The sequence below is a fragment of the Sphingomonas sp. GW821-FHT03E12 genome (genome assembly GCF_059420685.1).
In genome coordinates this window covers 61,840-83,441 of record NZ_JBWKUF010000005.1, presented here as the reverse complement: position 1 = coordinate 83,441, position 21,602 = coordinate 61,840, and the positions used below count along the sequence as shown (strand labels likewise).

Annotated in this window: 29 protein-coding genes and 1 tRNA gene; 14 read left to right on the top strand and 16 right to left on the bottom strand. The window is 65.8% G+C overall.

What is annotated here, in order from left to right:
• Positions 1-12 precede the first annotated feature (12 nt).
• The gene (gene dcd, locus AC07TU_RS17030; RefSeq protein ID WP_495189114.1) at positions 13-567 is read left to right on the top strand and encodes a dCTP deaminase; all 555 of its coding nucleotides are present in this window, start codon (positions 13-15) and stop codon (positions 565-567) included.
• Between the two features lie 37 nt (positions 568-604).
• On the opposite strand, the gene AC07TU_RS17025 is transcribed toward dcd, so the two are convergent.
• The 5 genes from AC07TU_RS17025 to AC07TU_RS17005 form a co-directional block, all read right to left on the bottom strand.
• Positions 605-967 (bottom strand): tetratricopeptide repeat protein, encoded by a 363-nt coding sequence (locus AC07TU_RS17025; protein WP_495189113.1) that lies wholly within the window; start codon positions 965-967, stop codon positions 605-607.
• Between the two features lie 203 nt (positions 968-1,170).
• Positions 1,171-1,602, bottom strand: a complete 432-nt coding sequence (locus AC07TU_RS17020; protein ID WP_495189112.1) for an ExbD/TolR family protein — start codon at positions 1,600-1,602, stop codon at positions 1,171-1,173.
• A gap of 18 nt (positions 1,603-1,620) precedes the next feature.
• Positions 1,621-2,094 carry an ExbD/TolR family protein gene (locus AC07TU_RS17015; protein ID WP_495189111.1) on the bottom strand — a complete coding sequence of 158 codons (474 nt, stop codon included), beginning with the start codon at positions 2,092-2,094 and terminating at the stop codon, positions 1,621-1,623.
• Positions 2,095-2,182: 88 nt separating this feature from the next.
• Positions 2,183-2,956: a MotA/TolQ/ExbB proton channel family protein gene (locus AC07TU_RS17010; protein WP_495189110.1), complete on the bottom strand. Its 774-nt coding sequence runs from the start codon at positions 2,954-2,956 to the stop codon at positions 2,183-2,185.
• Between the two features lie 65 nt (positions 2,957-3,021).
• Entirely contained in the window at positions 3,022-3,699 is a 678-nt protein-coding gene (locus AC07TU_RS17005; RefSeq protein WP_495189109.1) for a TonB family protein, read from the bottom strand.
• Positions 3,700-3,924: 225 nt separating this feature from the next.
• Here AC07TU_RS17005 and AC07TU_RS17000 point away from each other — a divergent pair, with 225 nt between their 5' ends.
• Together AC07TU_RS17000 and AC07TU_RS16995 are read left to right on the top strand one after the other, a co-directional pair.
• A complete protein-coding gene (locus tag AC07TU_RS17000) occupies positions 3,925-4,764 on the top strand; it encodes a hypothetical protein (protein ID WP_495189108.1) in 840 nt (279 codons plus the stop codon).
• Between the two features lie 24 nt (positions 4,765-4,788).
• Entirely contained in the window at positions 4,789-5,187 is a 399-nt protein-coding gene (locus AC07TU_RS16995; RefSeq protein WP_495189107.1) for a YbaY family lipoprotein, read from the top strand.
• Positions 5,188-5,227: 40 nt separating this feature from the next.
• Here AC07TU_RS16995 and AC07TU_RS16990 read toward each other — a convergent pair whose 3' ends face one another.
• Entirely contained in the window at positions 5,228-5,599 is a 372-nt protein-coding gene (locus AC07TU_RS16990) for a dihydroneopterin aldolase (RefSeq protein WP_495189106.1), read from the bottom strand.
• A 61-nt stretch (positions 5,600-5,660) separates the two neighbouring features.
• Positions 5,661-6,293, bottom strand: coding sequence for a glutathione S-transferase family protein (locus AC07TU_RS16985; RefSeq protein WP_495189105.1), 633 nt, complete (start codon positions 6,291-6,293; stop codon positions 5,661-5,663).
• Between the two features lie 98 nt (positions 6,294-6,391).
• Here AC07TU_RS16985 and AC07TU_RS16980 point away from each other — a divergent pair, with 98 nt between their 5' ends.
• Genes AC07TU_RS16980 through AC07TU_RS16965 form a run of 4 tightly spaced genes read left to right on the top strand, consistent with a single transcriptional unit; the run spans position 6,392 to position 9,258 of the window.
• The gene (locus AC07TU_RS16980) at positions 6,392-6,871 is read left to right on the top strand and encodes a GNAT family N-acetyltransferase (protein ID WP_495189104.1); all 480 of its coding nucleotides are present in this window, start codon (positions 6,392-6,394) and stop codon (positions 6,869-6,871) included.
• Between the two features lie 40 nt (positions 6,872-6,911).
• Positions 6,912-7,475, top strand: a complete 564-nt coding sequence (locus AC07TU_RS16975) for a DUF1285 domain-containing protein (protein ID WP_495189103.1) — start codon at positions 6,912-6,914, stop codon at positions 7,473-7,475.
• Positions 7,472-8,068, top strand: coding sequence for a CoA pyrophosphatase (locus AC07TU_RS16970; RefSeq protein ID WP_495189102.1), 597 nt, complete (start codon positions 7,472-7,474; stop codon positions 8,066-8,068). Before AC07TU_RS16975 ends, AC07TU_RS16970 begins: the two co-directional genes overlap by 4 nt.
• Entirely contained in the window at positions 8,065-9,258 is a 1,194-nt protein-coding gene (locus AC07TU_RS16965) for a CCA tRNA nucleotidyltransferase (RefSeq protein WP_495189101.1), read from the top strand. The genes AC07TU_RS16970 and AC07TU_RS16965 overlap by 4 nt, the downstream gene beginning before the upstream one ends.
• On the opposite strand, the gene AC07TU_RS16960 is transcribed toward AC07TU_RS16965, so the two are convergent.
• The 3 genes from AC07TU_RS16960 to AC07TU_RS16950 all read right to left on the bottom strand — a co-directional run bounded on the left by AC07TU_RS16960 (position 9,204) and on the right by AC07TU_RS16950 (position 14,349).
• Entirely contained in the window at positions 9,204-10,835 is a 1,632-nt protein-coding gene (locus AC07TU_RS16960; protein ID WP_495189326.1) for a putative bifunctional diguanylate cyclase/phosphodiesterase, read from the bottom strand. The genes AC07TU_RS16965 and AC07TU_RS16960 overlap by 55 nt on opposite strands.
• 173 nt (positions 10,836-11,008) lie before the next feature.
• The gene (parC, locus tag AC07TU_RS16955) at positions 11,009-13,255 is read right to left on the bottom strand and encodes a DNA topoisomerase IV subunit A (RefSeq protein ID WP_495189100.1); all 2,247 of its coding nucleotides are present in this window, start codon (positions 13,253-13,255) and stop codon (positions 11,009-11,011) included.
• 173 nt (positions 13,256-13,428) lie between these two features.
• A complete protein-coding gene (locus AC07TU_RS16950) occupies positions 13,429-14,349 on the bottom strand; it encodes a LysR substrate-binding domain-containing protein (protein ID WP_495189099.1) in 921 nt (306 codons plus the stop codon).
• Between the two features lie 114 nt (positions 14,350-14,463).
• Between AC07TU_RS16950 and AC07TU_RS16945 the strand changes: the two genes are divergently transcribed.
• The 3 genes from AC07TU_RS16945 (at position 14,464) to purC (ending at position 16,608) form a co-directional block, all read left to right on the top strand.
• On the top strand, positions 14,464-14,634 hold the full coding sequence (locus AC07TU_RS16945; protein ID WP_495189098.1) for a hypothetical protein: 171 nt from the start codon (positions 14,464-14,466) through the stop codon (positions 14,632-14,634).
• 167 nt (positions 14,635-14,801) lie between these two features.
• Positions 14,802-15,722, top strand: coding sequence for a hypothetical protein (locus AC07TU_RS16940; RefSeq protein ID WP_495189097.1), 921 nt, complete (start codon positions 14,802-14,804; stop codon positions 15,720-15,722).
• Between the two features lie 106 nt (positions 15,723-15,828).
• Positions 15,829-16,608 carry a phosphoribosylaminoimidazolesuccinocarboxamide synthase gene (gene purC / locus AC07TU_RS16935; protein ID WP_495189096.1) on the top strand — a complete coding sequence of 260 codons (780 nt, stop codon included), beginning with the start codon at positions 15,829-15,831 and terminating at the stop codon, positions 16,606-16,608.
• A gap of 21 nt (positions 16,609-16,629) precedes the next feature.
• On the opposite strand, the gene AC07TU_RS16930 is transcribed toward purC, so the two are convergent.
• On the bottom strand, positions 16,630-16,779 hold the full coding sequence (locus tag AC07TU_RS16930) for a hypothetical protein (RefSeq protein ID WP_495189095.1): 150 nt from the start codon (positions 16,777-16,779) through the stop codon (positions 16,630-16,632).
• A gap of 217 nt (positions 16,780-16,996) precedes the next feature.
• Here AC07TU_RS16930 and purS point away from each other — a divergent pair, with 217 nt between their 5' ends.
• The 3 genes from purS to AC07TU_RS16915 are packed head-to-tail and all read left to right on the top strand — an operon-like array spanning position 16,997 to position 18,590.
• On the top strand, positions 16,997-17,227 hold the full coding sequence (purS, locus tag AC07TU_RS16925; protein ID WP_495189094.1) for a phosphoribosylformylglycinamidine synthase subunit PurS: 231 nt from the start codon (positions 16,997-16,999) through the stop codon (positions 17,225-17,227).
• Positions 17,224-17,889 carry a phosphoribosylformylglycinamidine synthase subunit PurQ gene (purQ, locus tag AC07TU_RS16920; RefSeq protein WP_495189093.1) on the top strand — a complete coding sequence of 222 codons (666 nt, stop codon included), beginning with the start codon at positions 17,224-17,226 and terminating at the stop codon, positions 17,887-17,889. Before purS ends, purQ begins: the two co-directional genes overlap by 4 nt.
• A gap of 2 nt (positions 17,890-17,891) precedes the next feature.
• On the top strand, positions 17,892-18,590 hold the full coding sequence (locus AC07TU_RS16915; RefSeq protein ID WP_495189092.1) for a Crp/Fnr family transcriptional regulator: 699 nt from the start codon (positions 17,892-17,894) through the stop codon (positions 18,588-18,590).
• 149 nt (positions 18,591-18,739) lie between these two features.
• On the opposite strand, the gene AC07TU_RS16910 is transcribed toward AC07TU_RS16915, so the two are convergent.
• Positions 18,740-19,153: a hypothetical protein gene (locus AC07TU_RS16910; RefSeq protein WP_495189091.1), complete on the bottom strand. Its 414-nt coding sequence runs from the start codon at positions 19,151-19,153 to the stop codon at positions 18,740-18,742.
• A gap of 214 nt (positions 19,154-19,367) precedes the next feature.
• On the opposite strand from AC07TU_RS16910, the gene AC07TU_RS16905 reads away from it, so the two are divergent.
• A tRNA-Pro gene (locus AC07TU_RS16905) sits at positions 19,368-19,445 on the top strand.
• A gap of 243 nt (positions 19,446-19,688) precedes the next feature.
• Here AC07TU_RS16905 and AC07TU_RS16900 read toward each other — a convergent pair.
• The 4 genes from AC07TU_RS16900 to AC07TU_RS16885 form a co-directional block, all read right to left on the bottom strand.
• Entirely contained in the window at positions 19,689-20,018 is a 330-nt protein-coding gene (locus AC07TU_RS16900) for a hypothetical protein (protein WP_495189090.1), read from the bottom strand.
• A complete protein-coding gene (locus AC07TU_RS16895; RefSeq protein WP_495189089.1) occupies positions 20,019-20,741 on the bottom strand; it encodes a queuosine precursor transporter in 723 nt (240 codons plus the stop codon). It lies immediately after the preceding gene.
• A 69-nt stretch (positions 20,742-20,810) separates the two neighbouring features.
• Complete coding sequence (locus AC07TU_RS16890; protein WP_495189088.1) at positions 20,811-21,269, bottom strand: SRPBCC domain-containing protein; 459 nt, start codon at positions 21,267-21,269, stop codon at positions 20,811-20,813.
• Complete coding sequence (locus tag AC07TU_RS16885) at positions 21,266-21,598, bottom strand: ArsR/SmtB family transcription factor (protein WP_495189087.1); 333 nt, start codon at positions 21,596-21,598, stop codon at positions 21,266-21,268. The genes AC07TU_RS16890 and AC07TU_RS16885 overlap by 4 nt, the downstream gene beginning before the upstream one ends.
• Positions 21,599-21,602 lie beyond the last annotated feature (4 nt).

The window sequence follows — 21,602 nt, the reverse complement described above, 5'->3', positions numbered from 1 at the left end:
TAGAGCTTGGCGATGAGCATTCTCTCCGACCGCTGGATTCGCGAACAGGCCACGCAACACGGCATGATCGAGCCGTTCGTCGAGGCGCAACGGCGCGAGGGGTGCATCAGCTACGGCCTGTCCTCCTACGGCTATGACGCACGTGTCGCCGACGAGTTCAAGATCTTCACCAATATCGACAGCGCCGTAGTCGATCCCAAGGACTTCGCATCGACCAGCTTCGTCGATCGCCAGACCGATGTCTGCATCATCCCGCCCAACAGCTTTGCGCTGGCGCGGACGGTGGAGTATTTCCGGGTACCGCGCGATGTGCTGGTAATCTGCCTCGGCAAATCCACCTATGCGCGCTGCGGGATCATCGTGAACGTCACGCCGCTCGAACCCGAATGGGAGGGGCATGTGACGCTGGAATTCTCGAACACGACGCCGCTGCCCGCGAAAATCTACGCGAATGAAGGCGCGTGCCAGTTCCTGTTCCTCAAGGGGAACGAGCCGTGCGAGACGAGCTATGCCGATCGCGCCGGCAAATATATGGGACAGCGGGGCGTTACCCTGCCCCGGTTGTGATTAGCGCGGGCGGAGCCTGTCCGCCCGCACGAAGGGTCTAGCGCGACGCCTGACGCGCGGCGTCGAGCAGCCGCAAGCCACGATTGGCGACCAGATGCGACGGTGCGACCTGGCCGTCGGCGACGTCCATCGCGACGGAATCGAGCACCAGCACGCGATCATAGATCGCTCGCGCCTCACTGTGACGGCCGGTCTTCGAATAGACTGCGGCCAGGTTAAGCAGCACTTCGGGCTTGGCCGGGAAAATCTTCTGCTCGGCCAGCAGCTTGCGCTCCGCCGTCGCATAGTCCCCCGCCTGGATCGCGACCTTGGCATAGGGGTCCGCGCGAACCTGCGCATGCGCCGCCGGGATCAGCGCCAGCGGCGCGGCAAGGACAATTGAAGCAAGGGCAACACGCACGACATCTTCTCCTGTTTGTTACAATTCAATGACACAAAAGTGTCACTGATGTTTCAAACCGGCAAGTGCGAATGTTGCACTTTTATGACTCGTATCCGGCGCGTCCTGATTGCGGAGGATGCACGCGCGAGAAACGCGCCCGGACAACAAAAAAGGGGCGGCCGAAGCCGCCCCTTGATCGAAGTCCGATGCGGAAACCGCGATCAGAAGTCGTTGCGATACTGCTCGTTACCGACGAAGCCCAGCTTCGTGACGGCCGACCGCTTGATCACCGCGAGCGCTTCATCGACCACCTCATACCGCGCCTGCGGATCGGGCTGGAAGTGCAGCTCGGGCTCGGGCCGCATCTGAACGCTCTGATCCAGATACTGGCGCAGGGTAAGCAGATCGATCTGGCTTCCGTTCCAGAAGATGTTGCCCTGCGGGTCGATCGTGATCTTGTTCTTTTGCGGCTCCACCGGCGGCGGCGTCGTCGGATTGGTATTCTGAGGCAGATCGACCTTCACCGCGTGCGTCTGTGCAGGGATGGTGACGATCAGCATGATGAGGAGCACGAGCATGACGTCGATCAACGGCGTCGTGTTCATTTCCATCATCGGCTGGCCATCGTCCTGACCTCCGGCGCTCATTCCCATGATGTCTACTCCTGAACTTTACTGCGCCGGGACGCCGGGCGTCGGCTGCGAAATGAAGCCGACCTTGACGAAGCCTGCGCTCTGCATCGTGTAGATCACACCACCGATGCAGCGATAAGGCGCGTTCACGTCGCCGCGAATGTGCACTTCCGGAATATCGTCCGGGGTGATCTGGTCACCAAGCCGATCGACGACGGCCTTCAGCTTGTCCGAGCTCTTCTTGAGGAGATCGGTGCTGTTGATCGGCGCCATGTTCCAGAAGACCTCGCACTTGGTGCCTTCACCGCGCACCGCGAGCAGCACGTTCTCCGGCTTGGTCTCGTTCGGTTCGAACTGCACCTTGGGCAGGGTCAGCTCGACCGACTGGATGGCCACCGGGATCGCGATCAGGAAGATAATAAGGAGCACCAGCATGACGTCCACGAGGGGCGTCGTGTTGATGTCCGACATCGGTTTGTCTTCGGCGGAGCCTCCGCCTGTACTCATCGCCATTGGCGCAATCCTATCTTTCGCATCCTGTCCCCGGACCTGGGTCCGGAAGGCGGCCGCGCGGTGTTGGCCGCGCGGCCGTCAGTCGATGTCAGGCCTTGGCAGTGGTGGTCGCGACCGGGGGCGCCTTCGGTGCGGCGGCCGGACCCTTCTTGCCCGACGGCTTCACGCGGCCGTCCGAAGCCAGATAGCCGAGCACGTCGTTCGCGAAACCGCTCATCTGCTCCTGGATCGCCTTGTTGCGGCGCTGCAGCCAGTTGTAGGCAAGCACGGCCGGAACGGCGACGACGAGGCCGAGCGCGGTCATGATGAGCGCTTCACCGACCGGGCCGGCGACGGTGCCGATCGACGCGTCACCCGCCGCACCGATCTTGATCAGTGCGCGGAAGATGCCGACGACGGTACCGAACAGACCGATGAACGGTGCGGTCGAACCCACGGTCGCGAGGAACGCGAGGCCGCCGTTGAGCTGCGAGTTGATCGAGTCTTCCGAACGCTTGAGCGAGCCGTGCAGCCAGTCATGCGCTTCGATCGGATCGGTCAGTTCCTTGTACTGGTCCTGCGCGGTCAGCGCGTCGTCGACCAGCTGGCGATAGGCCGAGTCCTTCTCGAGCTTCGCCGCGCCTTCGCGCAGGCTGGCGGTGTTCCAGAAGGTCGCGCGGACGCGCTTGTACTGGTTGAGGATCTTCTGCTGCTCGAACACCTTGGTGAACAGGATGTAGAGCGAGAAGAAGAGCATGACCGTCAGGATGGTGGCGGTGCCCCAGGCAATCACGCCGCCTTCGTTCATCGCGTGCAGGATGTCGAAGTTGGTGGGCGGCGGGGCTCCGGCGGCGGCTCCGGCGGCGAGAATGGTCGTCAGCATGTTTAGTTCTTTCCCTTGCAAGAATGTTGGTCAGCGCGGGGGCGGCGGACCGGATTCACGTTCAACTACTCTTGGATCTGCCACCGGAAGCGAAGCGACTTGCGCCCGCCATTGGTGGGATTTCCGGCCGCGTCGAGCGCGGGCGAATAACGGCCGCGGCGTTCGACCAGACGACAGGTCGCCTGATCCAGCGCGGACGAGCCCGACGACGAACTGACCGAGCAGGCTTCGATTCGGCCCTGTGCGTTCACGTTGAACGAGATGCCGACCGAACCCTGTTCGCCTGCGCGCAGCGCGGACGGCGGATAGTCGTCGTTGGTCACCCAGCTCGCCGGGTTGCCCTTGGCGGCTGCAGCCTTGCTGATCACCGGGGGAGGCGGCGGAGGCGGAGGCGCAGGCGGCGCCGGCGGAGCCGGAGGCGTCGGCGGCTGGCTCGGCGGGATCACGGTAGTCGTCGCGATCTGCGGTGCCTGACTCTGCACCGGAACGACGGCGGGCGGCACGACGACCGTGGTCGGCGGCGGCGGAACCGGCGTGTCGGGCGGCGGAGGCGGAGGCGGCACTTCCTCCGGCGGAGGCGGCGGCTCTTCGATGTCGAAGACGTCCATCTTCTCCACCTTTTCTTTGACAAATTTGTAAGCGAGGCCGGTTACGAACACGTAACCCAATGCCGCCAGAATGATCGCCACGATCACACTCGCGACGACACGGCTGCCTCCTACATCACGATCTGCGTAGGCCATTCAGCAACTTAACTCCTTCATTCGGCCGCGCCGTTGCCCGGCACCTTGGCATCTTTATCGGCGTGGCTCGACCGTGCGGTCGTCATACGACCACCGGCAGAGGCGCGAGTCCTATCGCGGCGATTTGCGTGACGCAAACGCTTTGTCGGACGCAATAAACGTATAATCCGCGCGTGGCAGAAATATTTCTGTATGGCGCTACCATAATCGCCTAGCCTGCCCGCCATGTTCCGGACCCGTTTCATTTCGCTTTCCGCCGCGATTGCCGCAACTTCGCCGCAATTGTTAACGTCCGCCACCGCACAGACCGTTGCGCAGTCCGCAACGATCGCTCCGCCCTATGCGGAGGTTGCGGATCTGGTGCTGGGCTCCCCTGTCCTGCTCGATGCGCAGGTCCGGAGCGCGGCGCGAATCAAGGGCGCGGAGGCCGCGAACGTCGCTCCGGGCCGTGTTCGCTTCTATGTCGAGGCCGATGTTCTGGCGCTGATTCGCGCCCCCGGCGCCATGCCGACGCGGGTCGGCTATGTCGTCGACGTCCCGCTCGACGCCCGCGGAAAGCTCCCCAAGCTCAACAAGCGCCGCGTCCTGCTGTTCGCGCGTCCCGTTACGGGGCAGGCATCGATGGTCCAGCTCACCACGCTCGATTCGCAGCGCGACTGGTCGGCCGATTTCGACGCGCTCACGCGCCGGGTGGTGCAGGAAGTGGTGGCGCCCGATGCGCCACCCGCAATCACCGGCCTCGGCAATGCCTTCCACGTCCCCGGCACTTTGCCCGGTGAAGGTGAGACCCAGATTTTCGTCCAGACCGCGACGGGGGCGCCCATCTCGCTCTCGATCCTCCGCCGCCCTGGCGAACAGCGCCGCTGGGCCGTCGCGCTGGGCGAGGTGGTTGACGACGCCGCCGCGCCACCGCCCCGCGACACGCTGCTCTGGTACCGCCTCGCCTGCGGCCTCCCGCGCACGCTCCCGCGTGCGAGCACCGAGAGTGAGGAACCGGCCAACGCCGCTATCGCGCGCGAGGACTACGCATTCGTGCTACAGCAGCTCGGCGCCTGCCGCCGCTGAGGCTGGGCGGAGAGGAGAAGTGCCATGCGAGCATTGTCGATCATCCCCCTGCTTGCGGGCCTGGCAGCCTGCGTCCCGATGTCGGATTCCAATGAAACGATGCTGACGGGCACCGTGACCTATCGCGAGCGGATCGCGCTGCCGCCCGATTCGCGCGTGATCGTCACGATCAGCGACGTGTCGCTGATGGACGCGCCATCGGTCACGATCGCCCAGAATCAGATCACCACCGCGGGCCAGCAAGTGCCGATTTCCTTCGCGGTTAGCTACGATCGTGCACGGATCCAGCCGGGACGAACCTATGCGGTGTCGGCGCGCATTCTCGACAAGCGCGGCCAGCTTGTGTGGATCACCGACACGCGCAACCCGCTGCCTCCGCCCGGACAGAGCATCGAACTGTGGCTGGTGCAGGCCCGGCGCTGAGCTCTTTGCTTTTAGGTACCGTCAGGCGCTCAAAAACAGCCTAGCGCCGGTGGCGAACGAGGGTGATGCCGATCTTCTCGTCTGCCTCGGCGATGGCGAGCTTGACGATCTCGATCTGGACGCGCTGCACGCGCGCGTCACCCGCGAACAGCGTGTCGGCGATGTGATCCGCGACGCCCTCGATCAGCGTGAAATGCACCCCCTCCGGCAGCGCCGCGGACGCCGCATGCTTCAGATCGATATAGCTCTTCGATGCGCTGAGCGGCGTATTGGGCGCGAAATGCGCGGGCGGCGTCATATCGACGGTGATCGAAATGCGCAGCGGCTGCGGCAGGTGGGTCTCCTCGGAATAGATGCCGGTGAGAACCTGAACCTCGAAATCGCGGACCTGAAGCTGGAGAAGATCGTGCAAGAAACCATGCCTTCCGGAAGGATGCCGCGCCCATAGCAGAACGCACGGCGGCGGAAAGCCTCTAGGCGTTCGCGCTCGGCCGCGCGGATGCTTCAGCGTACCAGCGGCCAAGGTGCACCAGCCGCTCGGGCACCGCCAGCTTCGCCGCGCGCGCGAAATCGATCGTCACCAGCGCTGTGATGTCTGCAAAACTGTAGCCGCCACCGGCGATCCATTCCCGATCCGCCAGCCGCCGGTCGAGCGCCTGGGTGAAGCCGTCCCACATCTGGGCACCCCGCGCTGCAAGTTCGGGAATCTGAACGACGGCGAGCGCCGCGTCGGGAATCGCACGGTCCTTGAACGCCGGCACCGTGTTGCGCAGCACATAGACGGCGGCGGCATAGCCATCACCCTCGATCCGGCGGGTCCAGCTTTCGATGCGCCCGATCTCGATTGCGCTGGTACCGAACAGCGGAGGCTCAGGGTGCAGCGCCTCGAAATAACGGCAGATCGCCGCCGATTCGCACAGCACCTCGCCATCGTCGAGCTCGAGCGCGGGGACCGCGCCGCGCGGATTGATCTGCAGATAGGCGTCGCCAAGCTGCTCGCCGCCGCGCAGGTCGATCGGCTCGCGCGGCACCTCGATGCCCTTTTCAGCGAGAAAGATGCGCACGCGGCGCGGACTCGGCGCCCAGGGCGCGTCATAGAGCTTCATCGCGGGTCTCCGATCGGAATCGCTTTGAGTCCGTGAAATATCGCGGCTAAAGGCGCGCGCCCCCGGCGTCCACCCCCGGGCGTGCTGGAGTTTGCCGCTTGTTCCACCTGGTGCCGCTTGCCGATGTGTCTGCCGACGCGGTCGAATTGCTGCTCGACGCAGCGTTCGGCACGGACCGCCATGGCCGCACCGCCTATCGCGTGCGCCTGGGCATGGCCCCGATTCCCGCGCTCAGCTTCGCCGCGGTCGAAGATGGCGCGCTGGTCGGCAGCATCCAGTGCTGGCCCGTCGCGCTCGCAACCGATGATGGAAGCCACATCCCGATGGTGATGGTGGGGCCGGTCGCAGTCTCACCCGCGCGCCAGAATATCGGCATCGGCCGTGCACTGATGTGGAAGGCGGTCGAGATGGCGGGCGGGGAAGCGCTAATGCTGATCGGCGACCCGGAATATTACGCCCAGTTCGGCTTCGACGCGCAGGCGACGGGCCAGTGGTGCCTGCCCGGTCCGTTCGAGCAACACCGCCTGCTCGCCCGCAACGAAGCGCCGGACCGTCCGGGGATGGTCGGGCCGCGCTGACCCTTTACCGGCGGACGCAAAAGCGCCTAACGGCATGCCAATGCCGATGCCGTCCCAACCCGATCTCGCCAGCCTCTCCCTTGCGGAGATCGCTCGGCTGGCGGACGAACAGAAATTGCCGCCGGTCGCCAGCTGGAATCCCGAGCATTGCGGGCATAGCGACATGCGCATCGCGCGCGACGGCACCTGGTTCCATCAGGGCTCACCGATCGGCCGCCCGGCAATGGTGCGGCTCTTCTCCACCATCCTTCGCCGCGAGCCAGACGGCAGCCATGTGCTGGTGACTCCGGTCGAGAAGCTCGACATCGATGTCGAGGACGCCGCCTTCGTCGCGGTCGAGATGAAGGTCGAGGGCGCGGGCCCGGATGCGGAGATCGCCTTCCGGCTCAATACCGGCGATCTGATCCCCGCCGGGCCGGATCACGCGATCCGGTTCGAGGAACATGCTGACGGCCCCCACCCCTATCTCCACGTCCGCGCCGGGCTCGAGGCGTTGATCGCGCGGCCGCTCTACTACGAGATCGCGGCGCTGGCGCTCGACAACGGCTCGAGCCCGCCCGGCATCTGGAGCCGCAGCGCCTTTTTCCCGATCGAACCGGCATGACGCTTGCCGAGCGTCTTCGCGCCGCACTCGCAGCGGAGCACGCGCCAGTGCTGCTATCGGGCGACCTGCGCGATGTGACCGCCGACAGCGACGGCGTGCCGACCCCCGCCGCCGTCCTGGTCGCCGTCACCAACCGTCCCTCACCGGGCGTGATCCTGACCCAGCGCACCGATTCGCTGCGCCGCCATGCCGGACAGATCGCCTTTCCCGGCGGCCGTATCGATCCGGGCGATGCCAATGCGGCTGCGGCAGCACTCCGCGAAGCCTGCGAAGAGATCGGCCTGTTGCCGCAGGCTGTCGAGTTGGTCGGCAAAGCCGACCCCTATCGCACCATCACCGGCTTCGAGGTGCAGCCCGTGGTCGGCGTGATCGCGCCCGATCTGGTCTTCATACCCGAACCCGCCGAGGTGGCGGCGGTGTTCGAGGTTCCGCTGGACTTCGTACTCAACCCCGCGAACCATATCGAAACCAGCGTCGAATGGCAGGGACGGGACCGGCATTATTATGAGATCACATGGCAGGGCTACCGCATCTGGGGCGCGACGGCGGCGATGCTGGTCAACCTCTCGCGGCGCCTGAGGTGGGCGCGATGACCCTCCCCGACGCCCCTTGGCGGCACCAGCCCGGTCTCGACCGGCTCGCCGCGACGCTCGGCCACGGCAATGCCCGGTTCGTCGGTGGCGCGGTGCGCGATACGCTGCTCGGCCTGCCCGTCACCGATATCGACGTGGCGACACCGCATGCGCCCGAACATGTGGTCGATCTGCTGGCAGGTGCCGGGATCAAGGCGATTCCCACTGGCATCGCACATGGCACGATCACCGCAGTGAGCAGCGGCACGGTGGTCGAGGTGACGACGCTGCGCCGCGACGTCTCAACCGACGGCCGCCGCGCCACCGTCGCCTTCACCGACGACTGGCGCGAGGATGCGGCGCGGCGCGACTTCACGATCAACGCGCTCTATGCCGATCCGCAGACGGGCGAGATCTTCGACTATTTCGACGGACTTGCCGATCTGAAGCGACGGCATATCCGCTTCATCGGCGATCCGTTGCAGCGCATCGCCGAGGATCATTTGCGTATCCTCCGCTTCTTCCGCTTCCTCGCCCGGTTCGGTGACACGCCCGATCCGGCCGCGCTCGAAGCCTGCACCGCACGCGCCAACGATCTGATGGCGCTCTCGCGCGAGCGGATTCGCGACGAGCTGCTCAAGTTGCTCGTCGCGCCCGATGCGGTCCGTGTGCTGAGGCTGATGGTCGAACGTGACATTCTGAAGCCCGTGGTGCCGGAAATCGACATGCACGGCGTCGATCGGCTCACAACGCTCGCCGGGCACGAGTCCGCAGCAGGCCTTGCCCCCGATCCGATCCGCCGCCTCGGTGCAATACTCCCGCCCGATCCTGCTGCAAATGAAGCGGTCGGCGCGCGGCTCAAGCTTTCCAACGCCGAGCGTCAGGCGCTCGCCAGTGCGATCCGGGCCGATTTCGCCGAGGGGCCGCTGGCGCTGGCCTATCGCATCGGCACCGATCGCGCCGCTGACCGGCTGCTGCTGGCAGGCGATGCTGCGGGCGCCCGCGACGTCGCAACCTGGGTGCCGCCGCGCCTGCCCTTGAGCGGCGGCGCGCTGATCGGGCGCGGTCTGTCAAAAGGGCCCGACGTTGCCAGGGCGCTGCGGCGGATCGAGGATCGCTGGATTGCCGAAGGGTTTCCCGACGCGGCTCGCGCGGGTCAGATCGCCGATGCGGTGGTCGCCGAGCTGTTGTCGCGCGACAACAGCGCATAAGCGTCCGCCGGCGGCAGTGGCCGCGCGTAAAGATAGCCCTGCCCATAGGTGCAGCCGAGTGCCGCGAGCGTCTGGGCAAGCTCGTTGGTCTCGACGCCTTCTGCCGTGGTCCGCATCCCCAGCGCCTGGGCCAGGCTCAGAATCGCGCGCACGATCGCGATCTTGTCGCGGTCGGCGAGCATGCCGGTGACGAAGCTGCGGTCGATCTTGAGCACATCGATCGGCAACTTCTGCAGATAGGCGAGGTTCGAGTAGCCGGTGCCGAAATCGTCCATCGCCAGCGTGGTACCGAGCGCCTTGAGCGCGTGCATCGTGCGGGCGATATGATCCGGATCGGTGACCAGCGCGCTTTCGGTGAGCTCGAGCGTGATCCGGCGGCCGTCCACGCCGTTGGCGGCGAGCGCAGCCTCGACCATCGGCGCGATCTGGTCGCGCTGGAGCTGAATCGCCGACAAATTGACCGCGACATTGACGCCGCAATCCCGGCCCGCGATCGCGTCCCATTGCGCAACGGCGCGCGCCGCTTCGTGCATCGCCCAGCGGCCGAGCGGGACGATCAGCCCCGATTCTTCCGCCACCGGGATGAAGTCGCTTGGCGGCACTACCATCCCGCCTTCGGTGGTCCAGCGCGCCAGCGCCTCGAACGAAACGATCCGGCCGGTGGCAAGGTCGCAGATCGGCTGGAAGCTCAGCGACAGCCCGCCATTGTCGATCGCACGGCGCAGCTCGGTCTCGATGCTGAACTGCTGGCGCGCCAGATCGAGCGCGAGCGTCTGGTAGAGTTCGGTGCGCCCGCTCTTCTTCGCGCGCTTCATCGCGAACTGCGCGTGGCGGATCAGCTCTTCGGCGTCTGAGACCGTCTCGTCGCCCACCGCAATGCCGATCGAGCAATCGACGCGGATCTCGAAATCGGAAAGGCGGAAGGGTGTCGTCAGCGCGTTCTGGATTCGCTTTGCGACGTGGAACGCATCGCTCGTCCCCTCGTCCAACGCGAGCTGGATCGCAAATTCATCTCCTCCGGTACGCGCCAGCACGTCGTGCGCGCGGAGCGCTCCCTTCACGCGCCGCGCGACCGAAATCAGCAGTTCGTCGCCCGACAGGCCGCCCATGCAGGCGTTGACGCGGCTGAACCGGTCGAGATTGATGACAAGCACCGCGAACTCGCTCATCCCGCCGCGCTCGATCTCTTCCTCCAGCCGCTCGGCAAAGCCGGCGCGGTTTGGCAGGCCGGTCAGGCTGTCGCTGAGCATCTCGCGGCGCAGGCTGCGCTCGGTGCGCAATTCGGAGGTCTGGTCGATCAGCGTCGCCAGGCAACGTCCGCTGCCCCTGCTCGCCGCGCGCCGGGCGAGCTTGACGCGGAAGCGGCGGCAATCGACCGCATCGCCCAACTCCCAGTCGAACTCCTGCTCGGTCGTGTCGGAATCGATGAACGCGGCGATCCGCCCGCCCAGCAGACGGATCAGCGGCGATTGGTCGGCGATCGTGCCCAGCCCAGCAAGACGGAACGGGCGATTGACCGTCTCGAAGGCGAACGCCCCGTCCTTCCATTCGACCACGGCTGCGGGAACGGGGAGCATGTTGAGGATCTGCGCCGCGCCGCTGGGGCCGAGCAGACGCGCCTCGTCGCCCTCGACCGGGACGGAGGGGCGCGTGGACTTGTCCTTGCTTCGGCGGGACAGCAGCATCACCATGCAGCGCTACCGCGATTTGGTTAAGAGCCGCTAAAGGCCCTCCGTCAAAAGCATCCGTTTCAGAAGCGGTTATCGCGTGGAAAGCCCATGGGCGGCATCCGGCCCGCGGCACCGCGCGCGGCACGCCAGGGGGCCAGGTCGGTCTCACTGCGCATCCGCCCCTGCTCGCCCCCCATCCGCCAGGAGAGCCCGTCGGCGAAGCGGAAGGTGACTGCATCGCTCAGCCCGCCGTCGCGATAGCGCTGCAGTTGCACCCCCTGTCCGCGCGCGAGTTCGGCGAGCTCGGTGATCGGGAATACCACCAGCTTGCGGTTGTCGCCGATCGCCGCGACATAGTCGTCCTCGGACTTTACCGGCCTGACAAGCTTGAGCTGCGCCCCGGTGCGCGGCGTCACAACCTGCTTGCCCTTGCGTGTCTCGGCGATCACATCCTCGGTCTTCACCAGGAAGCCGCGCCCATCGCTCGCCGCGACCATCAGCTTCGCGGATGCGCTGGCAGGCGACAGGCTGACAATGCCGGTGCCGCCATCCAGGTCGATCATCAACCGCACCGGTTCGCCAAACCCGCGTCCGCCGGGCAGCTTGTCCGCCGCCAGCGTGTAGAAGCGGCCATTCTCGGCGGCCAGCAGCAGCTTGTCGGTCGTCTGCGCGTGGAAGGCAATGAACGGGCCGTCACCTTCCTTGAATTTAGCCGTCTCGGCGCTCGACAGCTCGGCATGCCCCTTCATCGCTCGGATCCAGCCGCGCTGGGAGAGGATCACCGTGATCGGCTCGCGCTCGATCATCGCCTCGAGCGGGATTTCGCGCGCCGGCGCAGCCTCCGCCACCAGCGTCCGCCGCGCGCCCAGCGCCGTTTCGGGGCCATAGCGGTCGCGGATCTTGCCCAGGTCGCGCTTCATCCGCGTGCGCTGGCGCGCATCACTCGACAGCAGCGCCTCGAGCTCGGCCTGTTCCTTGGCCAGCGCCTCACGCTCCTTGCGCAGCTCCATTTCCTCGAGCTTGCGCAGTGCGCGCAGCCGCATGTTGAGGATCGCCTCGGCCTGGCGGTCCGTCAGCCCGAACTCTTCCATCATCACCGGCTTGGGCTCGTCCTCGGTGCGGATGATCTGGATCACCCGGTCGAGGTTGAGATAGGCGATGATGTAGCCCTCGAGCAGCTCCATCCGGTCCGCGATCTTGGCGAGACGATGTTCGGAGCGGCGGCGCAGCACGATGAACTGGTGATCGACCCAAGCGGACAGTGCCTGCTTGAGGCTCATCACCCGCGGCGTGCGCGTGTGATCGAGTACGTTGAGGTTGAGTGGTACGCGCGTCTCGAGGTCGGAGAGGCGGAACAGGCTCTCGATCAGCGTATCGGGATCGACCGTGCGCGCGCGCGGTTCGAGCACGATGCGGATCTCCGCATCGGATTCATCGCGGACATCGGCCAGGATCGGCAGCTTCTTGTCGTTGATCAGCGAAGCGATCTGCTCGATCAGCTTGCCCTTCTGGATGCCGTAGGGGATCTCGGTGACGACGATCTGCCAGGTACCGCGCCCCTGATCCTCCAGGGCCCATTTGGCGCGAACGCGAAAGCCGCCACGACCCGTGACATAGGATTCGTGGATCGCGGCGGGGCTGTCCACGACGATACCGCCCGTGGGGAAATCCGGCCCCTTCACTAACTCCAGAATCTGTGCGTCGTCCGCATCGGGCTGACCGATCAGCAGGATCGCCGCATCGATCAGTTCGGCGGCGTTGTGCGGCGGGATGCTGGTCGCCATGCCGACCGCGATACCGGCGGCGCCATTGGCGAGCAGATTGGGGAACAGGCCAGGGAACAGCTCGGGCTCGTTCTCCTCACCATTATAGGTCGGCTTGAACTCGACCGCGTCCTCGTCGAGCCCGTCCATCAGGTCGATCGCGACCTGGGTCAGCCGCGCCTCGGTGTAGCGATAGGCGGCGGCGTTATCGCCGTCGATGTTGCCGAAATTACCCTGCCCGTCGACCAGCGGGTAGCGCAGTGCGAAGGTCTGGGCGAGGCGGACCATCGCGTCATAGACCGACTGGTCGCCATGCGGATGGTACTTGCCGATCACGTCGCCGACGACGCGCGCGCACTTCTTGTAGCCCTGGCTCGGGTCGAGCCGCAGCAGCCGCATCGCCCAGAGCAGGCGGCGGTGCACTGGCTTCAGTCCATCGCGCACATCGGGAAGCGAGCGCGCGGTGATCGTCGACATCGCATAGACGAGGTAGCGTTCGCTCAGCGCGCTATCGAATGGGGCATCGACGATCTGGTCAAACGGGTCGGAAAGGTCGGTGGACATCCAGAGTCGATAGCAGGGCTATTCCGCCCTTGCGAGGGGCGTCACGGCTTGTTTGAAGGCTGTACCGGCCCGCTCCCCCACCCGGCCACCCGCTTCAGTGTATGTTGATGGGTGGCCGGGTGAGGGAGCGGGCCGATACCGCGAAATGCGCCATCGGCGCATTTCCATACAAGCTAGGCTGGCGGAACCAGCGCGCCATAGGGGTCGTCACCCAGCGACGCCCGCACGTCGGCGAGCAGCCAGTCGCGGAAGGCGCGAATCTTGGTCAGATGGCGCTTGGCCTCGGGATAGACCAGCCAGAAGCTGTTCTTGTAGTACACCATGTCCGGCACCACCTGCACCAGCCGCCCCTCGGCGATCGTCGACAGCCACATTGGCGGGGACAGCATCGCAAGGCCATGCCCGGCTACCGCGGCGTTGCCGATATGCACCTGCGACTGGAAGTCGACACCTGGCTGCGACGCCACCACCGCATCACCGAACACCGATTCGAACCAGAGCTGCCACCAGCTGTCGTCGGGCGACACGCGGGGCATGCCGAGCAGGTCGGCCGGCGTGCGGATCGGTGGATGCGCCGCGAGAAAGTCCGGGCTCGCCATCACCGTGAACGGCATGCGCATCAGGAAATGCGAGACCAGCCCGGGCCAGGGCCCGTGTGCGCCGCGGATCGCCACATCGGCATCGCTGTTGGCAAGATCGATGATCGCATCGGTGACGAGCACGCGCACCGCAAGTTCGGGCCGCGCGACCTGAAAGCTGCCCAGCCGCCTCGCCAGCCAGTTGGTGGAGAAGGTGCCGGGCGCCGAGATCGTCATCACCGCCTCATCCTCGGCGCGCGCCGTGGCGAACGCTTCGGCCAGCCCGTCCAGTGCAGTGCTGACCTGCGGCGCGATGCGCTCGCCCGCCGGCGTCAGCACCACGCCACGGCCGCTTTTGCGGAACAACGCGATTCCCAGCCGCTCCTCGAGCAATTTCACCTGATTGCTCACCGCCGCCTGGGTCATCCCCAGCTCCTCTGCGGCGCGGGTGAAGTTGCCGCGCCGGGCTGCAGCCTCGAAAACGCGGACGGCAGCGAGAGGCGGAAGCTGGCGCATGCTGAATTCATAATCTGCAATGATGTATTACGTCGATCCTTTTGTTGGTCCTCCGCAACGGAATTCGCCATTTCAGCACTCGGGAGCAAGCCCTCGAACATTGGGAGCAAGACGATGCACGAACCATATGCCGACCGCTTCTGGGCGGAGAATCATCAGGTGTTGAGCAACGGAATCGCTCGGGGTTTCCGGCGGATCGGCAAGGCGCTCCGGCGCTTTCTCGGTCGCGTGATTCCGCCCGATTCCAGCGACGAGGCACGCAAACGGACCTATTGCATCGGCTGAGCCGAGGCAGGGCGCACAACGCGTTGACAATCCATAGGGATTGGTCATCAATCAAATGTGGCGAAAAAAGGGCATTGTCCAATACCCTCTAATGTGATGTTCTATCAATTCGCGATGAGTCGTGCATTGTGAGCGACGAACGGCATCACTGGAGAGGGAGCTACTTCATGCGATGGACATCGGGTTCGGCACTTCTGGTGCTGGCATTTGCGATTGCCGGGTGCAGCAGGGCACCGGAGGAAGGCAGCGGATCTCAGCAGGCAAGGCCAGCCGCGCACGAACAATCGGCCGCGGCGCCTGCGGAAGCATTGCTCGAGGATACGGCATCGGCGCCGGCGGGAGTTGCGGTCACGGCGGCGCCAGGCGTCGCCTTCAACTATCACTACGCCTTCTCGCTCCCGGCCGAACGGATCTCCGCCGCGCAGGAGGAGCATGCCGCGGCATGCGAGAAGCTCGGCATTGCGCGGTGCCGCATCACCGGCCTGCGCTACCAGTTGCTGGGTGAGGGACGGATCGTCGCGATGCTGGCGTTCAAGCTTGATCCAGCCCTCGCCCGTCAGTTCGGCAAGGAAGGGATCGCCGCGATCCAGAAGGCCGAGGGCACGCTGATCGAGGCTGAGATTACCGGAACCGATGCAGGCGCCGAGATCAGCCGCATTGCCGCCGAGCGCGCCCGCGCGCAGGAGGAACTGGCGCGGATCGATCGCGCGCTCGCCCGACCGGGCCTCCCGGGCAGTGAACGCACCGAGCTTCAGCAGCAGCGCGCCGAGATCGCCCAGCGGATCGAGGCGGGGCGCAGCGCGACCAGCGAGCAGCGCGAATCGCTCGCCAACACGCCGATGGTATTCGACTATCGCTCGGGCCGCGCCGTTCGCGGGTTCGATGCAGGGGCGCCGCTCACCAGCTCGCTCGACCTGCTTGCCGCGTCGGCGCAGGCGACGCTCGCCTTCGTGCTCGGCGCGATCGCTGTACTTGGCCCGCCTGCGCTTGTGCTGCTGATCGGGCTGTTCGTGTGGCGCTGGCTGCGCCCCCGCATACGGCGCGCAAGGCCCGGCACAACCACCGCCGCCGCAACGGCCAGCGATTGATTGCACCGGGAGCTGCCTTTCGATATAGGCTCCCGCCTGAAGCCCCGGCGTCCGCGCGAACCCAAGCGCCGCCGGGGCACCGTGTTTCTGAAGGACCGCGACTACGATGGCACGCCGCCGCCAGATCTACGAGGGCAAGGCCAAGATCCTCTACGAGGGCCCCGAACCCGGCACGCTGATCCAGTATTTCAAGGACGACGCCACCGCGTTCAACGCCCAGAAAAAGGGCACGATCAGTGGCAAGGGCGTACTCAACAACCGCATCAGCGAACACATCTTCACGCTGCTCGGCAATATCGGCATCCCGACTCACTTCATTCGCCGCCTCAACATGCGCGAGCAGTTGATCCGCCAGGTCGAGATTGTCCCGATCGAGGTCGTCGTGCGCAACGTCGCCGCCGGATCGCTGTCGAAGAAGCTGGGGATCGAGGAAGGCACGCAGCTGCCGCGCACCATCGTCGAATATTATTTCAAGGACGATGCGCTGGGCGATCCGATGGTCACCGACGAGCATATCCTGTGCTTTGGCTGGGCCAGCCAGGAAGAGCTGCACGACATGGCCGACATGGCGATCCGGGTGAACGACTTCATGTCGGGCCTGTTCGCCGGGATCGGCATCCGTCTGGTCGACTTCAAGCTCGAATTCGGGCGGATCTTCGACAATGACTATAGCCGCATCATCCTCGCGGACGAGATCAGCCCGGACGGCTGCCGCCTTTGGGACATGGTCAGCGGCGAAAAGCTCGACAAGGATCGCTTCCGCCGCGATCTCGGCGGCGAAGTCGAAGCCTATCAGGAAGTCGCGCGCCGCCTGGGCCTGATGCCCGAGGGCGCCGACTCGGCGGTGCTCGACCTCGAAAGCCACCGCAAGCGCCGGGGCAAATAAGCCCCGGCCGCGTGCGGCCCGCTACCCCTTGGCTTTCAGCCCGGCGATGACCCCAAAGACGAAGGCGCAGATCAGCGCCATCGTCGTCATCCCACGAGGATCGGTCCAGCCGAAATAGTCGCGGCCGAACGCCATCAGCACCACGAACAGGGCGATCGCAAGAAACGCCATTACACACACTCCCCCCGGTCCCGGCCCCGTGGCCGCGACTCGGCATCGCCGAGCGTCTCACGCGCAAGTAAATGACCGATGAAGCCCTGGGTCTTTGTTCGGTTTCGGCACCGGGCGGGGGAGCGGGGCGGTGCCGGTTAAGCAAAGCCCAACACCGGGCTTGAACCTGAGGGCTACCCGGCCCATAGGGCGCGGCAAATCCCCGGAGGCAAAATCCATGAAGCTGCGCATCGTCGTCACCCTCAAGAACGGCGTGCTCGACCCGCAGGGCAAAGCGATCGAGCATGCGCTCGGTTCACTCGGCTTTACGGGCGTGGGCGAGGCCCGCGTCGGCAAGCTGATCGAGCTCGACGTGGCCGACGGCACCAGCGACGCGGACATCGACGCGATGTGCCAGAAGCTGCTCGCCAACACCGTGATCGAGAACTACCGGGTGGAAAAACCATGAAGTCCGCGGTCATCGTCTTCCCGGGCTCCAACTGCGACCGCGACCTCGCGGTGGCGATCGAGAGCGTGACCGGCACCAAGCCGCACATGGTTTGGCATGGCGAGAGCGAGCTGCCCGACGGCCTCGGCCTCATCGCGCTGCCCGGCGGCTTCTCCTATGGCGACTATCTGCGCTGCGGCGCGATCGCCGCACGGTCGCCGGTGGTGAAGGCGGTGGTCGCCGCAGCTGAGCGCGGCACGCCGGTGATCGGCATCTGCAACGGCTTCCAGGTGCTGACCGAGACCGGGCTGCTGCCGGGCGCGCTGATGCGCAACGAGGGCCTCAACTTCGTGTGCCGCGACGTCGCACTGACGGTCGACAACAGCCAGACGATCTTCACCAGCCGCTACGCCGCGGGCGAGACGCTGTCGGTCCCGGTCGCACACCACGACGGCAACTATTTCGCCGACCAGGAAACGCTCGACCGGCTCGAGGGCGAAGGCCGCGTCGCCTTCCGCTATGGCGAGGAAGTCAACGGTAGCGCGCGCCAGATCGCGGGCATCGTCAACGGTGCCGGCAATGTGCTCGGCATGATGCCGCACCCCGAACGCAAGATCGAAGCCGCGCACGGCGGCACCGACGGCCGCCGCTTGTTCGAAGGGCTGCTCGAAGCAGTTTCCTGAGGTTGAGCAAGGCGGCGCCCATTGTCTGCGCAACCTGCCCGGTCGCCGACCGCGCCGTCTGTTCGGTCCTGTCGCCCGAAGACCGCACCGAACTGGCACGGATCGGTACCCATCGCCGCTACGCCCGGGGCGAGACCATCGTTGCGGCGGGCGATCCCAATACGGCCTGCGTCACGCTGACCCGCGGCGCCGCGAAGATGTCCACCATCGACCGCGACGGCACCGAACGGATCGTCGCGCTGGTGCATCCCGCCGGAATGCTGGGACAGATGTTCGCGCCGGCCGCGACACTGCACGTCACCGCCCTGACCGACAGCGAAGCCTGCCTGTTCCCGCGCAGCCAGTTCGAGGCACTGCGCGACACGCGGCCGGCTCTTGCCGCAAGGCTGCTCAGCGAACTCGGCCGCGAACTGGACGAGAGCCGCGCGCTGATCGACCTCATCTCGAAGCGCCAGGCCAAGGGGCGGGTCGCGGCGCTCATCCTCGCCTTTGCCCGCGCCGCCAGCCCGGCGCCCTGCCATGACGAGACCGCGTTCGAGCTGCCGCTGACCCGTGGCGAGATGGCGCAGCTGCTGGGCATCACGATCGAAACCGTCAGCCGCACGCTGACCGCGTTCGAAAGAGAAGGCGCGATTCGGCGCGAGGGCAGCCACGGGATCGTGGTGCTGGACCGGGATGCACTCGAAGCGACAGCCGCCTGAGGGCCAAAAGTCCCAAAAGTCACACTCCTACGCGCGCGCGAGTCCGAACGGCGGCAATCAATCGATCGACAGGTTCAAAGAGCGGCCGGTCGTTCCGGTGGTGATTGCAGCAGGCGGATTCCAACATTGCAGCCCGCCTGCCGAGCCGGTCAGACCAGCGCGCGGACCACGGCGAGGAACAGGCCCCAGCCGATCAGCATCACCGGCATGATCAGGATCTGGACCATCGCGCCGCCGGCGCCGAGGCGGCCGGTCTCGCACGCCACACCCTCGCCCATGAACTCGTTCCAGCCGGGCTTGCGGCCCTCGCCGGGCGCGACGCGCGCCCACCAGGCAGGAACGATGAAGGCAGCGGCGAGGAAGATCGCGAAGATCGCGAAGATCGCGAACGGGATCGCCAGCCCCTTCTCCCCGAACGCAGCCCACATGATGCCGAGATAGGCGAAGAAGCCGCCGAACAGCGCAATATGGAGTGCGGGGTGAAGGTCGAAGACATGCTCGCCGCGGTTGCGACGGAGCGGAACGGCGTCGGCGAAGGCCTGAGCGTGAAGGGGCATCTGCATCGTGAGTCTCCTTGTTGCCCGATGCTTGCACCCGCCGGTCACGACGCGCTTTGCGATCCGTCAAAATTCAGGCCCCGCAAACAAATCACCAAATAGGCACTTGCACAGCGAATTGGATGCTGTCATATGCAGCCCATGTTTACTGCGAACCTCTTCGCGCGACCGCGACCGTCCCACCACCGACATTGACGGCCGCCCCACTGCGCCCGTCGATCAGGGCGTAGCTCAAGCGCGTTAGAGCGCCCACTTTGGAAGCGGGAGGTTGCAGGTTCGAATCCCGCCGCCCTGACCAAACCAACAGAAACCCAAGCTTTTCTGCCGCCTTCAGGTGTGGCCGAACGCAATCCAGTGCGCGGCCGGTCTGTGACTCCGGTGCTAGCGGGTGCAAATCCCGTCGGTCACCCCTGAGGGCGGCAGCCCCGTTTGAGCCACCGAATCCGGGTGGCGGGGCATGGAAATACAACGGGATGCCATCCTCCACGCACCGGTTCGATGCCGGCCGCGAACCGACGTGCATGTAAAACCTATTTGGTTATCATCGACGCCCGGCGCCGAACAATCGCGTGCTGCGGGCGAGCAGCAGGATCGCGCTCGGCCAGAGCATCGTGTTCCACACATCCTTCCAATTGGCCCAAAGCAGGATGCGCCGTCCCTCGTGGAATGAATCCCAGAGGTCCCACGCCTCCCCCGCCAGCGTCGCGGCAAGTGCAGCCGCCCAGGGTTTCCAGCTGCGCAGCGGCCAGCGGAACAGCAACGCCGCGGCAAAGAAGACGATCAGCCCGACATGGATGTGCAGCGCATCCTTGGCGAGACCGGTCGAATCGACGAGCCAGAACTTGGCCATCTGGAACAGGCTGTCCTTCATTCAGACACGCGTGCGGAACGGAGTGAAATCCGTACCTTCGTCGAACACATCCACGCCCTCGCGTCGCTTGAGGAAACCGACCACGGCATAGGTGACGGGGGTCAGCACCACTTCCCACAGCACCTTGAGACCCCAGTTGGTGATCATGACCGTCACCACCTGCTCCGTCGTCCAGACCCCGAGGAACGCGAGCGGATAGAAGATCAGGCTATCGACGCCCTGTCCGAACACCGTCGAGCCGATGGTACGGCTCCACAGATGCCTGCCCGCGGTGAGGATCTTCATCCGCGCGAGGACATAGGAGTTGACGAACTCACCCGCCCAGAAGGCGATCACCGATGCGCCGACGATGCGCCAGACCTGCCCGAACGCCGCCTCATACACCTCCTGCCCCTTCCAGCCGGACGCCGGGGGCATGATGACGATGACCCAGCACATGATCGCCGCGAACACCGTCGCGCCGAACCCGGCCCAGATCACGCGGCGGGCGCGGGCGTAGCCGTAGATTTCGGTGAGGACGTCGCCGAGGACATAGGAGAGCGGAAAGAAGAGGATGCCGGCGCCGAAGGTAAGACCGCCCAGAGTCGCGACTTTCGCTGCCCCCACCACATTGGAGAGCACGAGGACGACGCAGAACGCCGCCATGACGAAATCATAGTAGCGGAAATGTCCTCCCGCGACCTGGCCCGCGTTGATCCGTACCGGTGCCGCCTCGTCGTGCATCGCCCACCCCTTCGCCGTCGGCGGGACTATGCGGGCGGTTCGCGGCTCGCGCAATCCGCCGCCAGAGCCTCAGGCGTGATGCGCCTCGGCCATCAGCAGCGCGAGCCGGTCGAACCCCTCATGCGTCCCTGCGATGCGCGTGGCGGAATCGCTGCCGTCGAGGAATACCGCCTGCTCGGTGAAGCGCATCACCGTCTCCCTGCCATCGGGCACGAACTCGACCGTCACCAGCGAAGCCGAGATGCAGCGCGCATCGAGCGCCATCTCATAGGCATAGACGATGCGCTGTGCGGCCAGGATCTCGAAATAATGGATGCGGACGGCGAACTCCTGCCCCTCCGGCATCCGCCAGCGCACGCTTTCGACCGCGCCGGGTGCAAAAGCGAATCGGTTCTCCAGCTCCTCCCAATCGGCATGGCAGCCCGTCCAGATCCGCTTGAGATCGGGCTCCGCCCAGAAACGGAAGGCGTGTGCGGGACTGCCCGGCAATCTGCGTTCGACAGCGAACTTCACATGGTCGGGGGTCATGCACCCTCCTCCGGCAGGTCGCGCATCGCCTGTGCCAGCCGGTCGAACGCTGCGCCCAGCGCCGCCTCCCGCCGCCGCACCCAGTCCGCGACCGGCGCGAGCCCGTCGGGACGCAGATCATAGGTCCGCACCCGCCCCGCCTTGTTCGAGCGGACGATCCCGGTCTGCTCGAGCAGCTGGAGATGCTTGACCGCCGAGGGCAGCGCGAGGTCGAGCGGCGCCGCCAGTTCCTTCACCGACGCAGGCCCGCGGCTGAGCTGCTCGACCATCGTCAGCCGCAACGGGTCGGCAAGCGCGTGGAACACGCGGTCGAGCTGCTGCACTTCCATCGCT

Coding starts and splice junctions, on each gene's coding strand:
- dcd (WP_495189114.1), top strand. CDS start 13: ATGAGCATTCTCTCCGACCGCTGGATTCGCGAACAGGCCACGCAACAC.
- AC07TU_RS17020 (WP_495189112.1), bottom strand. CDS start 1,602: ATGGGAATGAGCGCCGGAGGTCAGGACGATGGCCAGCCGATGATGGAA.
- AC07TU_RS17015 (WP_495189111.1), bottom strand. CDS start 2,094: ATGGCGATGAGTACAGGCGGAGGCTCCGCCGAAGACAAACCGATGTCG.
- AC07TU_RS17010 (WP_495189110.1), bottom strand. CDS start 2,956: ATGCTGACGACCATTCTCGCCGCCGGAGCCGCCGCCGGAGCCCCGCCG.
- AC07TU_RS17005 (WP_495189109.1), bottom strand. CDS start 3,699: ATGGCCTACGCAGATCGTGATGTAGGAGGCAGCCGTGTCGTCGCGAGT.
- AC07TU_RS17000 (WP_495189108.1), top strand. CDS start 3,925: ATGTTCCGGACCCGTTTCATTTCGCTTTCCGCCGCGATTGCCGCAACT.
- AC07TU_RS16995 (WP_495189107.1), top strand. CDS start 4,789: ATGCGAGCATTGTCGATCATCCCCCTGCTTGCGGGCCTGGCAGCCTGC.
- AC07TU_RS16985 (WP_495189105.1), bottom strand. CDS start 6,293: ATGAAGCTCTATGACGCGCCCTGGGCGCCGAGTCCGCGCCGCGTGCGC.
- AC07TU_RS16975 (WP_495189103.1), top strand. CDS start 6,912: ATGCCGATGCCGTCCCAACCCGATCTCGCCAGCCTCTCCCTTGCGGAG.
- AC07TU_RS16970 (WP_495189102.1), top strand. CDS start 7,472: ATGACGCTTGCCGAGCGTCTTCGCGCCGCACTCGCAGCGGAGCACGCG.
- AC07TU_RS16965 (WP_495189101.1), top strand. CDS start 8,065: ATGACCCTCCCCGACGCCCCTTGGCGGCACCAGCCCGGTCTCGACCGG.
- AC07TU_RS16960 (WP_495189326.1), bottom strand. CDS start 10,835: ATGCTCCCCGTTCCCGCAGCCGTGGTCGAATGGAAGGACGGGGCGTTC.
- parC (WP_495189100.1), bottom strand. CDS start 13,255: ATGTCCACCGACCTTTCCGACCCGTTTGACCAGATCGTCGATGCCCCA.
- AC07TU_RS16950 (WP_495189099.1), bottom strand. CDS start 14,349: ATGCGCCAGCTTCCGCCTCTCGCTGCCGTCCGCGTTTTCGAGGCTGCA.
- AC07TU_RS16945 (WP_495189098.1), top strand. CDS start 14,464: ATGCACGAACCATATGCCGACCGCTTCTGGGCGGAGAATCATCAGGTG.
- AC07TU_RS16940 (WP_495189097.1), top strand. CDS start 14,802: ATGCGATGGACATCGGGTTCGGCACTTCTGGTGCTGGCATTTGCGATT.
- purC (WP_495189096.1), top strand. CDS start 15,829: ATGGCACGCCGCCGCCAGATCTACGAGGGCAAGGCCAAGATCCTCTAC.
- AC07TU_RS16930 (WP_495189095.1), bottom strand. CDS start 16,779: ATGGCGTTTCTTGCGATCGCCCTGTTCGTGGTGCTGATGGCGTTCGGC.
- purS (WP_495189094.1), top strand. CDS start 16,997: ATGAAGCTGCGCATCGTCGTCACCCTCAAGAACGGCGTGCTCGACCCG.
- purQ (WP_495189093.1), top strand. CDS start 17,224: ATGAAGTCCGCGGTCATCGTCTTCCCGGGCTCCAACTGCGACCGCGAC.
- AC07TU_RS16910 (WP_495189091.1), bottom strand. CDS start 19,153: ATGCAGATGCCCCTTCACGCTCAGGCCTTCGCCGACGCCGTTCCGCTC.
- AC07TU_RS16900 (WP_495189090.1), bottom strand. CDS start 20,018: ATGAAGGACAGCCTGTTCCAGATGGCCAAGTTCTGGCTCGTCGATTCG.
- AC07TU_RS16895 (WP_495189089.1), bottom strand. CDS start 20,741: ATGCACGACGAGGCGGCACCGGTACGGATCAACGCGGGCCAGGTCGCG.
- AC07TU_RS16890 (WP_495189088.1), bottom strand. CDS start 21,269: ATGACCCCCGACCATGTGAAGTTCGCTGTCGAACGCAGATTGCCGGGC.
- AC07TU_RS16885 (WP_495189087.1), bottom strand. CDS start 21,598: ATGGAAGTGCAGCAGCTCGACCGCGTGTTCCACGCGCTTGCCGACCCG.